General features: G+C 34.2%; 11 protein-coding genes. 4 read left to right on the plus strand and 7 right to left on the minus strand.

Going from position 1 to position 16,831, the window contains the following annotated elements:
• The first annotated feature begins 7 nt into the window (after positions 1 to 7).
• Both dapF and B5E58_RS00795 read left to right on the plus strand, forming a co-directional pair.
• Complete coding sequence (gene dapF / locus B5E58_RS13970) at positions 8 to 832, plus strand: diaminopimelate epimerase (protein ID WP_334293181.1); 825 nt, start codon at positions 8 to 10, stop codon at positions 830 to 832.
• Between the two features lie 254 nt (positions 833 to 1,086).
• Positions 1,087 to 1,641, plus strand: a complete 555-nt coding sequence (locus B5E58_RS00795; protein ID WP_088107772.1) for a helix-turn-helix domain-containing protein — start codon at positions 1,087 to 1,089, stop codon at positions 1,639 to 1,641.
• Positions 1,642 to 1,689: 48 nt separating this feature from the next.
• On the opposite strand, the gene B5E58_RS00800 is transcribed toward B5E58_RS00795, so the two are convergent.
• Positions 1,690 to 3,036, minus strand: coding sequence for a glucose-6-phosphate isomerase (locus B5E58_RS00800; RefSeq protein ID WP_443080002.1), 1,347 nt, complete (start codon positions 3,034 to 3,036; stop codon positions 1,690 to 1,692).
• A 306-nt stretch (positions 3,037 to 3,342) separates the two neighbouring features.
• Here B5E58_RS00800 and B5E58_RS00805 point away from each other — a divergent pair, with 306 nt between their 5' ends.
• Entirely contained in the window at positions 3,343 to 3,864 is a 522-nt protein-coding gene (locus B5E58_RS00805; protein WP_443080003.1) for a flavin reductase, read from the plus strand.
• Positions 3,865 to 3,923: 59 nt separating this feature from the next.
• On the opposite strand, the gene pyk is transcribed toward B5E58_RS00805, so the two are convergent.
• From pyk to B5E58_RS00835, 6 genes are all read right to left on the minus strand, one after another.
• Positions 3,924 to 5,678, minus strand: coding sequence for a pyruvate kinase (gene pyk, locus B5E58_RS00810; RefSeq protein WP_088107775.1), 1,755 nt, complete (start codon positions 5,676 to 5,678; stop codon positions 3,924 to 3,926).
• 44 nt (positions 5,679 to 5,722) lie between these two features.
• Positions 5,723 to 6,700, minus strand: a complete 978-nt coding sequence (pfkA, locus tag B5E58_RS00815; protein ID WP_088107776.1) for a 6-phosphofructokinase — start codon at positions 6,698 to 6,700, stop codon at positions 5,723 to 5,725.
• A 146-nt stretch (positions 6,701 to 6,846) separates the two neighbouring features.
• On the minus strand, positions 6,847 to 7,083 hold the full coding sequence (mtrB, locus tag B5E58_RS00820; RefSeq protein ID WP_088107777.1) for a trp RNA-binding attenuation protein MtrB: 237 nt from the start codon (positions 7,081 to 7,083) through the stop codon (positions 6,847 to 6,849).
• A gap of 25 nt (positions 7,084 to 7,108) precedes the next feature.
• Positions 7,109 to 10,588: a DNA polymerase III subunit alpha gene (locus tag B5E58_RS00825; RefSeq protein ID WP_088107778.1), complete on the minus strand. Its 3,480-nt coding sequence runs from the start codon at positions 10,586 to 10,588 to the stop codon at positions 7,109 to 7,111.
• A gap of 294 nt (positions 10,589 to 10,882) precedes the next feature.
• Positions 10,883 to 14,413 carry a pyruvate:ferredoxin (flavodoxin) oxidoreductase gene (gene nifJ / locus B5E58_RS00830; RefSeq protein ID WP_088107779.1) on the minus strand — a complete coding sequence of 1,177 codons (3,531 nt, stop codon included), beginning with the start codon at positions 14,411 to 14,413 and terminating at the stop codon, positions 10,883 to 10,885.
• A 358-nt stretch (positions 14,414 to 14,771) separates the two neighbouring features.
• On the minus strand, positions 14,772 to 15,890 hold the full coding sequence (locus B5E58_RS00835; protein WP_158097628.1) for a copper amine oxidase N-terminal domain-containing protein: 1,119 nt from the start codon (positions 15,888 to 15,890) through the stop codon (positions 14,772 to 14,774).
• Between the two features lie 282 nt (positions 15,891 to 16,172).
• On the opposite strand from B5E58_RS00835, the gene B5E58_RS00840 reads away from it, so the two are divergent.
• Positions 16,173 to 16,793 carry a cytidylate kinase-like family protein gene (locus B5E58_RS00840; protein WP_088107781.1) on the plus strand — a complete coding sequence of 207 codons (621 nt, stop codon included), beginning with the start codon at positions 16,173 to 16,175 and terminating at the stop codon, positions 16,791 to 16,793.
• Positions 16,794 to 16,831 lie beyond the last annotated feature (38 nt).

The raw sequence follows: 16,831 nt of genomic DNA on the forward strand, positions 1-16,831 counted from the left end.
TACAAAAATGCACGGTACAGGAAACGACTTCATTTACTTCAACTGTATGAATGATGATAATATGATTGAAAGCCCTGAGTCTTTAGCAGTTACACTTTCAAACAGACATTTCAGCATTGGTGGTGAAGGTGTAGTTCTTATATGTAAATCAAATGTTGCAGATGTAAGAATGAAACTTTACAACCTTGACGGTACAGAAGAATTTATGGGTGGTAACGCTATAAGATGTCTTGCAAAATATGTTTATGACAATGGTATTGTAAATAAAACAGACCTTACAGTAGAAACATTAAGCGGTGTAAGACACGTTAAACTCTTTACACAGAACGGAAAAGCAGTTTCCGCTACTGTTGAAATGGGTAAAATAGTTCTTGACCCTAAACTTGTTCCTGTAAATCTTGAGGGAGAAACTATTATAAATCGCCCTGTTGTAATAAACAGAATACCTTATAACATTACATGTTTAAATCTTGGAAATCCTCATTGTGTAGTATTCTGTGACAACCTTGATGCAATAGATGTTGAAAAGATTGGATATGAATTTGAATACAATCCACTCTTCCCTGAAAGAGTTACAACAGAATTTGTACAGGTTATAAATAAAACAACAATACGAATGAGAGTATGGGAAAGAGGAAGCGGTGAAACATGGGCTTGTGGTACAGGTGCTTGTGTTGCAGCAGTTGCTTCTGTTCTTAATGGTTACTGCCACGAAAATAAAGAAATCACTGTTAAACAAAAAGGTGGCGACCTTCTCATAAGCAATATCGATGGTACAATATATCTTTCTGGAAAAGCTGAAAAGGTATTTGATGGTACAATAGAAATCTAATTATTCTTATTGTATAAATATTCATCCTTGGACCAGACATAAAACATTAAACTCAAAGCCTCTGTTCAGTTAAATTCTAAACAGAGGCTTTATTATTTATAGTATAAAACAATGATATTTTTATTGCAAAAAATATCAAATTAATACATTTTTTTCAATTTTTATAAAAAAATACTTAATTATTTCCATATTTTATGATATAATAATATCGTATTAATTTAATGAAGATATTATTAAGGTAGTGATTTTATATAATGAATAATATAAATATAGGTAAAAAAATACTTTCATTTAGACATAAAAATCATATGGCAATAAGAGATTTTTCAAAAATTTCAAATCTTAGTCCTGCTCTTATAAGTCAGCTTGAAAGAGGAAAAGGTAATCCAAGTTTAAACGCTCTCGTAGCAATAGCAAATGCCCTTGGAGTTAGTTTATCATCTCTCGTTGAAGAAGAAATACCAAACAGCGAGCTTATACTTTATTCTGATAATAGAAAAGAGATTTTCAACGATACAAAAGGTTGCAGACTTTTTGATATTCTTCCAAATACTGCAAATAAAAATTCTGTCAGTTTAAGACTTATTGAGCTAGAACCTTTATCATCATATACAGGAAATATATTTTCTGATGAGAAAAAAGAATGTATAATTTTTGTTATGGAAGGTACTTTGTCAATTAGTTTTGACAATGAAAATTACATACTCAAAAAAGGAGACACTATAATAATACTTCCAGACCGTAATTATACTATATCTAATAATTCTGATAAAAAATCCATTTTTATGGCAATAAAATCTAATAATTAAAAAAAAGTGCAGTTTAAAAACTGCACTTTCTTATTGCTTAGATTTATATTAAAGAAGACGTTTTTCAAGAGCTTCTTTTTCGCTTTCATATCCAGGTTTTCCAAGAAGAGCAAACATATTTTTCTTGTAAGCTTCAACACCTGGCTGGTCAAATGGATTGATACCGATAAGGTAACCGCTTATTGCAACAGCTTTTTCAAAGAAGTATACAAGATAACCAAAGTTGTAAGCATCCATAGCATCAATTTCAACTATGATATTAGGAACTCCACCGTCCATATGAGCAAGGAGTGTTCCACCAAATGCTTTGCTGTTTACATACTGTAATGTTCTTCCTGCAAGGAAATTAAGACCGTCAATGTTTTCTTCATCACTGAATATTTCAAGTTCTGTCTTAGGAGTTTTGCTCCAGATAACAGTTTCAAACATTGTTCTGTTACCGTCCTGAATGAACTGTCCAATAGAATGAAGGTCAGTTGAGAAGTTAGCACTTACAGGGAATAAACCTTTTTTGTCTTTTCCTTCACTTTCAGCAAAGAGCTGTTTGTACCATTCACCAAAAGATGTAAGGCAAGGCTCATAGTTTGCAAGTATTTCAACTGTTTTTCCTTTATGATAGAAAATATTTCTTAAAGCAGCATATTTGTAGCTGTCATTTTCTTCAATGTTAGGATTGCTGTATTTTTCACGGGCATCAGCAGCACCTTTCATAACAGCATCAATGTCAATTCCTGCAACAGCCATAGCAAGAAGTCCAACAGGTGTAAGAACTGTAAATCTTCCGCCTACTGCATCTGGAATAACAAATGTTTCATATCCTTTTTCATTACAAAGGTTTTTAAGAGCTCCTCTAGCTCTGTCTGTTGTTGCATAAATTCTTTCTTTTGCGCCTTCAGCACCGTATTTATCTTCAAGCATTTTTTTGAAAATACGGAAAGCGATAGCAGGTTCTGTTGTAGTACCTGATTTAGAAATAATATTTACAGAGAAATCTCTATCTCCTATAATTTTGATAATTTCATTTAAGTATGTTGAGCTTATATTATTACCTACGAAATAAATGTCAGGTGTAGTTTTTGATTTATCTTCGTTATAGAATGGTGATTTGATGAAATCAAGAGCTGTTCTTGTTCCAAGATAAGAACCACCTATACCAATAACGATAAGAACCTGACTCTGTTTCTGAATTTTTTCAGCTGCAACTTTAATTCTTGCAAACTCCTCTTTATCATAGTCAACAGGTAAGTCAATCCAACCAAGGAAGTCGTTTCCTGCTCCTTTTCTTTCGTGTAAATATTCGTGGCAAGTTTCTACTAATGGAGCAATATATTTGAATTCATGCTCATTAATAAAAGGTGCAACACCATGTAACTTTAATTCTACTGCCATTTCCATTCTCCTCTCTTATTACCTTCACTTTTGTTCTAACGAACATAATTATTATAACATATTATGCAAATTCTTACCATATTTTTTTACTAATTTAATGCTCAAAATACATAGTTTTTTCACAATAATAGTTTTATATTTGTAACTATATACAAAAAACATGACTATAATTGATAAAAGAAAAATATTTATAACAAAATTTACTGTTAAAATATTATAAAATATCCAAAATTATAATAATATTTGCACATATAAAATTTATGTACATAAATAATATAAAATAGTATAATAACTCTATAAAAAACAAAGGAAGTGTTAAATTTGGAAATTTTTAAAGAAATACAGCCGGAAGAAATTTCGGAAAATGCATTTAAACTTATAGGAAAAGACTGGATGCTTGTAACATCATCTGCCGATGACAAAATCAATACAATGACAGCATCTTGGGGTGGATTTGGTGTATTATGGGGAAAAAATGTAGCTTACATAGTTGTTAGACCTCAGCGTTACACAAAAGAGTTTATTGACAAAAGCGGTAGATTTTCTCTTACATTCTTTAATGACAGTTTTAGAAGCAAACTTTCATATCTTGGAACAGTTTCCGGACGTGATGAAGATAAAATCAAGAAAAGTGGTCTTACAGTGTCTGAAAACAGCGAAATTCCTTTCTTTGAGGAAGGAAAACTTGCAGCAATATGTAAAGTCCTCTACAAACAGAAACTCACTCCAGACAGCTTTTTAGATAGCTCAATAGCTGACAGATGGTATCCTGACCATGATTTCCATACATTATATGTTGCTGAAATAGAAAAAGTTTTTGTAAAATCAAATTAATTAATAAAAACAAAAGCCTTCGGATTTTTCCGAAGGCTTTTTAATTATTCTAATAATTATTATTCTGGTCTACCTGAATATATAAATCCTTTAACAGGGTCAACTGTTATAAGTGCATCGTTAGCAATAAAGTCAATAACTTTAGCGTTACACATTACAACAGGAATGTCAAGAGCTCTACCAACTATTTCAGCATGGCAGTTTTCAGGATTTGTTACAGGACCAACAACGATAGCAGAAGCTTTCTTCATATATGGAAGAAGTTCATTGTTTGTTGAAGTTGTAACAAGGATATCTCCTGTTTTAAACTTTCTTGAAGCTTCAGAAGCTACTTTTATAACTCTTGTTTTTCCACTTACTTTCTTTGTTCCGATACCAACACCTTTAGCGATAACGTCTCCAACGATTTCAACTCTTAAAGTATTAGTTGAACCAGAAACACCAACAGGCACACCAATAGCCATTACACAAGTATCTCCGTTTTCAGCAAGTCCGCTTGAAACAGCCATTTTCATAGCTACATCAAAAACTTCATCAGATTTGATAGGCTGTTTGTAAAGAGATGGACGACATCCCCAAACAAGGTTAAGCTGTCTCCAAATCATTTCGTCCATAGCACAAGCTGATATTGGGCAAGCTGGTCTGAATTTTGAAATCATTCTTGCTGTAAATCCTGATTTTGTAAGAGAACAAATACAAGCTGTATGAAGCTCAGCAGCTGTTGTACAAGCAGCGTAGCTTATAGCATTTGTAATATTTGTCTGGTCTGGTGTAAATTTACCGCTAAGTTCTTTTACATAGTCAATGCTTGACTCTGTTTTTTCAGCAATTCTTGCCATTGTAGCAACAGCCTGAACTGGATAATCACCTTTTGCAGTTTCACCAGAAAGCATGATAGCGTCTGTTCCGTCGAAAATAGCATTTGCAACGTCATTAGCTTCAGCTCTTGTTGGTCTTGGGTTAGTAACCATAGACTCAAGCATCTGTGTAGCTGTTATAACAGGTTTGCTATAATAATTTGCTCTCTTAATAAGGTCTTTCTGAACAAGAGGAACTTCCTCAGTAGGAATTTCAACACCAAGGTCACCTCTGGCAACCATGATACCATCAGCAACTTCAAGAATTTCATTGATGTTGTTTACACCGTCACGGCTTTCGATTTTAGCGATAACCTGTATATCAGAACCACCATTTTCTTCAAGCACTCTCTTGATATTGATAATATCGCTTGCAGAACGTATGAATGAAGCGAATATATAATCAAATCCCATTTTGATACCGAATTTAATATCATCAATATCTTTTTCTGTAAGAGCTGGAAGATTTACATATATATCAGGAACATTTACACCTTTGTTTGAGCTTAAGAAACCACCGTTTTCTACTCTACATAATATATCTGTTCCTTTTATTTCTTCAACTTTTAATTCAACAAGACCGTCATCAAGAAGTACTCTTGAATCAACTTCAAGGTCTTTTGGAAGGTCAGCATATGTAACGCTGACAATATCCTGTGTTCCTTCTACGTCTCTTGTCGTAAGTGTGAATTTCTGTCCTCTTTCAAGATAGATTTTATCAACACCAAATTTTTTAATTCTTATTTCAGGACCTTTTGTGTCAAGGATAAGAGGAATAGGTGCATTAAGCTCCTCTCTAGCCTGTTTAAGCATATTTATTATAACACTGTGTGACTCATGAGTTCCATGTGAAAAATTAACTCTAGCAGCATCAAGACCATTTTTGATAAGTTCTTTCATAATTTCAACGCTGCTTGTAGCTGGTCCAAGAGTACAAACTATCTTAGTTCTTCTCATATTAAATTTTTTTCCTCCTGTAATCAATTAAATAGATTGATAAATTAGATTGATAAAACTTTGATTATTTCATACATTTCAGGATTGAACTGTTTCTCCATGCTGAGAGCTTCTTCAATATCAATTGTCTGATATTCTCCTTTATTGTATGCAACTATTTTGTTTACATTGCCTTCCATAATTGATTTAACAGCAATGTATCCCATTTCTGAAGCACGAATACGGTCTAAAGCTGTTGGGCTACCACCTCTCTGAAGGTGTCCAAGAATTGTAGCTCTTGTCTGAATTCCTGTTGTATCCTGAATTTCTTTAGCAAGCTGCTGTGAGCCTCCAATACCTTCAGCAACAACTACAAGGTTATGGCGTTTACCTTTACTTCTGTTTTCAAGAAGCTGTTTGATAACTCTTTCGCTTGTTCCAAGTTCTTTTTCTTCTGGAATAAGAACTTCTTCAGCTCCGCCACCCATAGCACACCATAATGCTATATATCCGGCATCTCTACCCATAACTTCACAAACAGAGCATCTTTCATGAGAACCTGAAGTATCTCTTAATTTGCTTATAGCTTCAACTCCTGTGTTAACAGCAGTATCAAAACCGATTGTATATTCTGAACAACTTATGTCAAGGTCGATTGTGGCTGGAATACCAATACAGTTTACACCGTATTTAGCAAGGGCTCTACAACCTCTGAATGAACCGTCTCCACCAATAACAACAAGTGCATCAAGTCCTAAGATTTTATAGATGTTAGCAGCTTTCTGCTGTCCTTCTTCTGTAAGCATTTCAAGGGCACGTGCTGAATGAAGGATTGTGCCACCTCTGCCTAATATTTCAGAAACATCTTTTCCGTTAAGGTCTTTAATGTCACCATTCATAAGACCATTGTAACCTTTTCTTATACCTACAACCTGTATATTATTATTAAGTGCAGTTCTAACAACGGCTCTTATTGCCGCATTCATTCCAGGTGCGTCTCCACCACTTGTAAGAACTCCTATTTTTCTGACTTGTTTGTCCATTTAAAATACCTCCCTGTGTTTTTAATATACCTTGCTCCAAAAAAATTTTTAAAAATACTTTTAAAGGCATCTATAAAAATTATTACCTGAATAAAAATTATATATCAATGGCAAAAGCCCATTGTTGTTAAATTAATTTAATATTATTATAAATCACCGCTTGTTATTTGACCATATTTTGTATAAATAACAGCTTTTCCTCTTATTTTAATTGCAGAAGTGTTTTCTGTAAACTGTGCAACAAGAACCTCTCCGGTATCAAGTTTTTCTGTGTGGTGAATTTTAGTATCCTCACCACGGGTAACACCTATTATATTTACACCTTTTTCAAGGGCTTTTACACAAATATAAGGTGTATTTGCAGTTTCAAAATTATTTTCCATTGTTTTATCCCCTTTATTCATTAATTTATTTTTCTTTTATAGTTATACAATCATTTCCAATAATACTTCCAAGTTCTGACACAATATTATCATTAGGTTTTATCCAATATTTTCTATCAGCCTTAAAAGTTACGCCACCAGCAATATCTTTTATATATACAGGACAATTTCCCGGATACTTTGAAAGTATCGGTATAATATCCTCTGTTTTAATATTGTTTGATTTTCCTATAATTATACCAACAGAAAGCCATTTTTTTTCTTCTTCCGGCTCATTTATGCCTCTTATACTTTCGCATATTATTTTGCCGTTTTCATCATCAGAAATATTGACTCTTCCCTCTATAATTATAACATTTTCTTCAGTAATAAGGTGTGAAAATTTTTCGTATACATTAGGAAAAACAATAGCTTCCACAATGCCATGCATATCCTCTATTGAAAGGAATGCCATTTGTTTATTATTTTTTGTGTATTTTATTGATATAGCTGATATAAGACCACCAATTATAACACTTTGATTATCTTTCAAAGGATTTTCATAGTCCCTTGTATCAACCATAAAATCTCGGCTTGAACAACTTGTTTTACGTTTCAAAATCTCCTCATAAGCAGAAAGAGGATGACCGCTAACATAAATACCTAAAACTTCTTTTTCCATGGCTAAAATTTTATTTTCCGGAAATTCATCAATATCCGGTAAAACATCAGACATACTATTAATATTATCTATATTATTACCCATATCAAAGAGATTTAATTGTCCTTCAATATTATTTTTCTTCGCCTGTCCAATTCCCTCAATAATGCTTTTATATGATGACATATATTGACTTCTTTTTTTACCGAAAGAATCAAAGGCACCAGATTTTATAAAACTTTCTACACATCTTTTATTAAGTTCTCCACCGCTTAAACGATTACAGAACTCAGTAAGACTTTTATAATAGCCGTTTTTTTCTCTATCGGCCACTACTGCCTTTATAACATTTTTACCTACATTTTTTATAGCTGCAAGACCAAAACGTATCTTGCCGTCAAATACGGAAAAATGTGCATATCCTTCATTTATGTCTGGGGGTAAAAGTTTTATCCCCATTTTTTTACATTCCTCAATATATCCAGAAACCTTTGGTGTATTATCCATTACAGATGTCATTAAAGCTGCCATAAACTCAACAGGATAGTGATATTTAAGCCATGCAGTTTGATAACCAACAACAGCATAGCAAGCAGCATGAGACTTATTAAAAGCATATTTTGCAAAGTCAGTCATTTCATCAAATATTTTTTCCGCAACATCGACAGGTATACCATTTTTCACACAGCCGGGAACATCATCCCCTATGCCATATACAAAATTTTTTCTCTCCTCTGCCATAACAGAAGCTTTTTTCTTAGACATAGCCCTTCTTACAAGGTCACTTCGTCCAAGACTGTATCCTGCCAAATCTCGCACAATCTGCATAACCTGTTCTTGATATACTATACAGCCATAGGTTGTATTGAGAATAGGTTTTAATGATTCATGGGTATATTGAATATCATTTTGATTATTTTTTCCCTTTATATATTTAGGAATAAAGTCCATAGGACCTGGACGATAAAGGGATATTCCGGCTATAAGGTCTTCAAGTCTTGTAGGCTGAAGTTCACGCATGAATTGCTTCATGCCGCCACTTTCAAGCTGGAAAACTCCTTCTGTTTTTCCTTGGGAAATCATATCATATACACCTGGGTCATCATCAGGTATATTTTCCATGTCAAGCTTTATGCCGTGAATTCTCTCTATTTCTTTAACGGCATTTTGAATTACTGTAAGAGTTCTAAGGCCTAAAAAGTCCATTTTAAGAAGTCCCAGTTCTTCAAGTGTTGTCATGGTATATTGTGTTGTTATTGCCCCATCATTTGAATTTAGAGGGACATATTCCATAACAGGGTCACGACAGATAACAACCCCAGCAGCATGAGTTGAAGAATGTCTTGGAAGACCTTCCAATTTCATAGACATATCAATAAGATGTCTTGTATCTTTCTCCTCATTATATGCTTTTAAAAGCTCTGGGTTCATATTAAGAGCTTTTTTAATGGTTATTCCAAGCTCTATTGGTATCATTTTTGATACTCTGTCAACATCAGCATAAGGCATTGCCAATGCTCTGCCTACGTCTTTTATAGCAGCTCTAGCTGCAAGAGTACCAAAAGTTATTATCTGTGCTACGTGGTCCTCACCATATTTTCTTATAACATAATCAATTACCTCTTGACGTCTCTCATAACAGAAATCAACGTCAATATCAGGCATACTCACTCTCTCAGGGTTTAAAAATCTCTCAAAGATTAAATCGTATTTTATAGGGTCTATTGTTGTTATAGAGAGGCAATAAGAAACAATGCTTCCTGCTGCCGAACCTCTGCCAGGCCCTACAATTATACCATTATCCTTTGAATATTTTATAAAGTCCCAAACTATAAGGAAATAATCAACATAACCCATTTTTTCAATGGTATCAAGTTCATATATAAGTCTTTCCTTAAGTTGGTCTGGCGGATTTTCATATTTTTTATAAAAACCATCAAAGCACAACTCTCTAAGATATTCTGAAGCTGTTTTGCCTTCTGGAACATCAAATCTAGGGAGTTTAAGGTCATGGAAAGTAAATTCCACATTACACCTTTGTGCAATTTTCCATGTATTTTCCAAAGCTTCCTCAGCATAAGGAAAAAGTTCATACATTTCATCAGAAGATTTTAAATAGAACTGTCCGCCTTCATATCTCATTCTATCTGAATCATTTACGGTTTTACCTGTCTGAATACAAAGAAGTATGTCATGAGGAGTGCTGTCCTCTTTATATATATAATGACTATCATTTGTGCAAATCATAGGTATTCCCGTTTCATTATGCAAACGCATAAGAGCATGGTTCACAATCTGCTGGTCCTTCAATCCATGGTCTTGAAGTTCGAGGAAGAAATTACCTCTGCCAAAAATTTCATCATATTCAAGAGCAACTTCTTTTGCTTTTTCATATGAAACTTGAAGAATATTTCGTGCAACAGGGCCTGCAAGACAAGCACTTGAAGCAATAATACCTTTATGATATTTTTTCAAAAGTTCAATATCAATTCTTGGCTTATAGTAAAAACCTTCTATAAAACCATAAGAAACAAGTTTTATAAGATTTTGGTATCCTTCATTATTTTCAGCAATAAGAACAAGATGACAATAATTAAAACCTGTATTTTCCTTAGAAAATCTCGATTTTGAAGCAACATAAACTTCACAACCTATAACAGGCTTTATGCCTTGAGCTTTAGCCTCTTTATAGAAGTCTATAACTCCATACATGGCACCATGGTCTGTTATTGCAATAGAGTCCATATTTAATTCTTTGGCTCTTGCAATAAGCTCTTTTATTTTTGCAGACCCGTCAAGAAGACTGTACTCAGTATGTACATGCAGATGGGTAAAAGGTCTTAAATTTTCTTTTCCTATTTCCATAAATATACTCTAAAGCCTCCCCTTCAAGTCATACATTTCATAGTATATTGTATCACAAAACAGTGTAATAATAAAATACGACAGTGTTAATTATATATAAAATTTACATTTTAAATTATTATAACAAAATTATTACACTAATTAATGGTAAAAATACTCAAAAAACATTGTCAACGAAAGTATAAATATAAGTAAAATTGCAAATAATTATAAGTAATATAGGTAAATTTTTTTACTTTACAATAGACAAAAAAGGCTGACCTTTCGGTCAGCCTATAAAATCATAGTCAAAAATTACTGCTGTTCAGCAAGTCTTTTGTATGATTCATATCTTTCTTTAGCATCCTGCTCTGTCTTAGCGAAGAGTTCCTCAGCAACTTCTGGGAATGTTCTCTTAAGTGAGCTGTAACGAACTTCATTAGCGATGAAATCCTGGAAGCTTGCTGTTGGCTCTTTAGAGTCTAATATGAATGGATTCTTTCCTTCTTCTTTAAGAAGTGGATTAAATCTGTACATATGCCAGTAACCAGCTTCAACAGCACGTTTGATTTCACTCTGAGCACCGCTCATACCGCCTTTAATACCGTGGTTGATACATGGAGCGTAAGCAATGATAAGTGATGGTCCGTGATAGCTTTCAGCCTCTTTAAGAGCTTTTACAAGCTGTGCCTGGTTAGCACCCATAGCAACCTGTGCTACATATACATAACCATAGCTCATAGCCATCATACCAAGGTCTTTTTTCTTAACTCTCTTACCTGAAGCAGCGAACTGTGCAACAGCAGATGTTGGTGTAGCTTTTGAAGCCTGTCCACCTGTATTTGAGTAAACTTCTGTATCGAATACGAATACGTTAACGTCTTCACCAGATGCAAGAACGTGGTCTACACCGCCGTAACCGATGTCATAAGCCCATCCGTCACCACCGAATATCCACTGTGATTTCTTAACGAGCTGGTCTTTATTTTCAAGAACGAAATCAACGATTTCTTTAGCTTCTCCCTCAAAGCTTCCTGATGTAAGAACATCAACAAGTTTAGCAGAAGCAGCTTTTGAAGCGTCTCCGTCAGCCATTGTGTCAATCCAAGCTGTAGCAGCTTCTTTAACATCATCAGCACAACCCATAGCCATAAGAGCTTCAAGTTTAGCCTGAATGTTTTCTCTCTGCTGTCTAACAGCTGTTGCCATACCTAAACCAAACTCAGCGTTATCTTCGAATAATGAGTTTGACCAAGCTGGACCTTTGCCCTCATGATTTGTTGTGTATGGTGCTGTTGGAGCAGAACCACCCCAGATTGATGAACAACCTGTTGCATTAGCTACATACATTCTATCACCAAAGAGCTGTGTGATAAGTTTAGCATATGGTGTTTCACCACAACCAGCACAAGCACCTGAGAACTCAAGTAATGGCTGTTCGAACTGGCTTCCTTTAACTGTCATCTTATCCATTGGATTAGCTTTTGGTGAAAGTGATAATGCATATTCCCAGTTAGCAGCCTGAGCTGACTGAGTAGCAAATGGTTTCATAACAAGAGCTTTGTCTTTAGCAGGACAAACATTAGCACAGCTTCCACATCCAAGACAGTCGAGTGAAGAAACCTGCATTCTGAATTTGTATCCTTCAAATCCTTTACCTTTAGCCTGAACAGTAACGAAGTCAGCTGGAGCATTGTTAGCTTCTTCTTCTGTTAAGAGGAATGGTCTGATTGTAGCGTGTGGACATACATAAGCACACTGGTTACACTGGATACATTTTTCTGGATCCCATTCTGGAAGGTCAACAGCAACACCACGTTTTTCGTAAGCAGATGTACCAACAGGAACAGTACCATCTTCGTGTCCAAGGAATGCACTTACAGGAAGGTTATCTCCAAGACGTGCATTTACGCTCTTAACGATTGTTTCAACATATTTTGGAAGTTCTTTAACTTCTTCAACTTTTGTATCAACTGCATCAGCCCAGTTAGCAGGAATTGTGAATTCTTTAGCACCATCTACACCCTGGTCAACAGCAGCATAGTTCATGTTAAGGATAGCGTCACCTTTCTTGCCGTATGATTTTTTGATAGCAGCTTTCATATAATCAACAGCTTCATCAATAGGAATGATGTTAGCAAGTTTGAAGAATGCAGCCTGTAATACAGTGTTAATTCTGTTTCCAAGACCGATTTCTTTAGCAATCTGTGTACCATTGATTACATAGAATTTAGCTTTTTTAGCAGCGAGAGCTTTCTTCATTTCAGCTGGAAGATTAGCTTCGATTTCGTCAGCTGACCATTCTGTGTTAAGAAGGAATGTTCCGCCAACTTTTAAGTCTGAAACCATATCATACATATGAACATATTCCTGTTTGTGGCAAGCTACGAAGTCAGCTTTTTTAACAAGGTATGTTGAACGGATAGGTTTCTTTCCGAAACGTAAGTGTGACTGTGTAATACCGCCAGATTTCTTTGAATCATAGTCAAAGTATGCCTGAGCGTACATATCTGTGTGGTCACCGATAATTTTGATAGAGTTTTTATTAGCACCAACAGTACCGTCAGCACCAAGTCCCCAGAACTTACAGCTAATTGTTCCGTTATCTCCGTTTACGTCAACGTCTTCTCCAACTTCAAGAGAAAGATTTGTAACGTCGTCAACGATACCTACTGTAAAGTGGTTCTTTGGAGCATCAAGTTTAAGGTTATCATATACTGCGATAATCTGAGCAGGTGTTGTGTCTTTTGAACCAAGACCGTAACGTCCTGCAACAACAACAGGTTTAATATCAGCTTCAAAGAGTGCTGTACAAACGTCCTGATATAAAGGCTCGCCTAATGAACCAGGCTCTTTTGTTCTGTCAAGAACAGCAATCTTTTTAACTGTTTTAGGAATAGCAGCAAGCATTTTGTCTGCTACGAATGGTCTGTAAAGATGAACTTTAAGAAGACCAACTTTTTCGCCTTTAGCTGTTAAGTAATCGATTGTTTCTTCGATTGCTTCACAAACTGAACCCATAGCGATGATTATGCTTTCAGCATCTTCAGCACCATAGTAGTTGAAAAGGTTGTATGTTCTTCCTGTTATTCTGCTGATTTCTTTAAGGTAATCTTCTACAACAGAAGGAATGTTTTCATAATATTTGTTTGAAGCTTCACGTCCCTGGAAGTAGATGTCAGGGTTCTGAGCTGTACCACGAAGAACTGGATGTTCTGGGTTTAATGAATTTCTTCTAAACTCATTAACAGCGTCCATATCAACGATTTTTGCTAATTCATCATAGTCGATACATTCAACTTTCTGAATTTCGTGTGATGTACGGAAACCATCAAAGAAATGAAGGAAAGGAACTCTACCTTTGATAGCACTAAGATGTGCAACAGAAGCAAGGTCCATAACTTCCTGAACTGAGTTAGAAACAAGCATAGCAAAACCAGTCTGACGACAAGCCATAACGTCCTGATGGTCACCGAAGATTGATAATGCATGAGTAGCAAGAGCACGAGCACTTACATGGAATACACCAGGAAGAAGCTCACCTGCTATTTTATACATATTAGGAATCATAAGGAGTAATCCCTGAGATGCTGTATATGTTGTTGTTAAAGCACCTGCTGCAAGAGAACCGTGTACGGCACCTGCTGCACCTGCTTCTGACTGCATTTCAACAACTTTTACCTGCTGTCCGAAAATGTTTTTCTTTCCGTTTGCAGACCAGTCGTCTGTTTTTTCAGCCATTGGTGATGATGGAGTAATAGGGAAAATAGCTGCAACCTCTGTAAATGCATATGATGCAAATGCAGCAGCTTCATTTCCGTCCATTGTTTTCATTACTTTAGACATAAATTTTTTTCCTCCTTTGAAAAAATAGCCTTTCGGCAATTTATTTATTGCAGTTTTTTCAAAACTACAATTTATACTGTTGTTATGCGTTACCCTTAAACCTGTTTGCTGTAAAATTACTTTTAACCCTTTAAATATTACAGTACACTATCAACATAACACTTTATATTATATTCCTATATTTGTTTTATTTCAATATTTATATCATAATTACATGAAAAAAAACATACACTGTCATAAATTTTGTCACTTATTTATAAAGTTCAATATTCTCTTTAAAGTTGTATACATTATATTTTGTATATTTTCTCTAAAACAAAAAAACAGGGAAAAATTTTCCCTGTTTCAAAATTAAAATTTAGCTCTTATGATTAATATCATCTGTGTTTTTTGCAAGATATTGCATTTCAGATTTCATATATTTTCTTACATCATAGAATGGTATTCTAAACTCAGAATATGTGACACCATCTTTATTTTTTATAAATATAACCATGTCATTTTCATCAACATAGAAGTTATCCTGTATAATAGTTTCAATGTCTTCAGATATTGAAACAGGATATTTTTCAGGATTTGAAACCCACATATGATTTATTTCATCAAGTACATATTCTTTATATTTATCATTTTTAAAGAAATCTCCAAGTTTCATTGTACTTTGAGTATTAAGATTTATTGTAACAGGTTTCATAATTGTTGCATTTATTCCGCCTGGTTCTTCTTTAACTCCCTTGCTTATAAAACTTATAATTTTTGAGTCTTTTGTCTTAACTTCAACCTGCTCATTCCAATAATAAATAGATTCCGCTTCTGTATCAAGACCAGATTGTCTTGCAAAAATCTTTATATCATCCATAGTCTTTGTAACAAATGAATTATTAAGATTTTCTTCATACTTTTTATCATTAAGCCCTGTTATAACAGGAACTTCAACAAAGTATTCCATTTTACTGTCTTTATACTCAAATCTATTTACATTTATTATAGGACTAGCATTAATCTCTGTTTTTATTGTAAGTAATTTATTAGCTTCATCCCACTCAACAATAGCACCAAAATTATTTGCTATAAAATCTGATGAAACATAGAGACAACCATTAATATTTCTAGGAGCATCATCAAGATATATGCTATAACCATTTATTGAGGCTTTATTATCATTTTCCTTTATAGCAACCTCAGTTCCCTTAAGACTTACAACAACAGCAGACTTTTCACTGTCCCATTCAACTTTTCCGCCCATCTCCTCAATTATCTCTCTAAGAGGAAGGAAAAACTTTCCTGTGGCACTGTCAAAAACAGGTTTATTACTGTTTTCTTCCTCAAACTCAACAGTTCCACCCTCTGTATATTGTTCCTCCACAACAGAAAATTGTTTTTCATAATCATTTCTTATCTTTGTTGTAAAAGCCACCACAGCCGCCATCATAATAACTCCCACTAAAACCGCTGTGACGTATTTATTAAGTTTCATTTTAAATCCTCCCAAAAAAGCAGATAAATGCTTATTTATAAACATTCTAACAGATTGAATTATATTATAATAACACTTTATTGTAAAGCACAAAACATATTCAAAAACACATCATATAATATTGTCCATAAAAAAATACAGTATTTTATGTATTTTTTATCTTTTACACTTTATTTTTGATTTTATTTTTATATATTGTGCATAAATTCGTTGATTTTTTAACAGAGATATTATATAATTAACTTGTAATATAATTCTTTACTTTTAAAGGGGGTCTGCGTTATGAAAAACAATACTATTATAACTATAAGCCGTGAGTATGGAAGTGGCGGACGAATAATAGGTAAACAACTTGCAGAAAAACTTGGTATACCTTTCTATGACAACGAACTTATTACTCTTGCAGCAGAACGCAGCGGTATAAACGAAGAATATTTCAAAGAAGCAGAGACAATGGCAAAAAGCAGTATAATACTTTCTCTTTCAATGCTCTCACCTGCAACAGAGGTTTATGGAATGCCTTTAAATGAAAAAATATTCCTTACACAGTCAAAAGTTATAAGAGAAGTTGCAGAGGAAGGCCCTTGTGTTATAGTAGGAAGATGTGCTGATTTTGTTCTTCAGAACAATCCAAATGTAATAAATATATTTATACATTCATCACTCCCTAACAGAGTTAAAAGAGTAAAAGAAGTTTATGGCGATGTTTCCCATGATAATGTTGAAGCTATAATTAAAAAAGTTGATAAACGCCGTGCTAACTATTATTCATACTTTACAGATAGAGCATGGGGACGTGCCAATAATTACAGTCTTGTACTTAACAGTGACCAGATTGGTCTTGATAACTGTGTTGATTTAATAATCGAATATATGAACCGCAGAGATGAATATAACAAATAAATAAACTAGCAACAAAAAACGACGGTTAAAGCCGTCGT

This window comes from Tyzzerella sp. An114, assembly GCF_002161055.1.
GTDB lineage: Bacteria > Bacillota > Clostridia > Lachnospirales > Anaerotignaceae > Fimicola > Fimicola cottocaccae.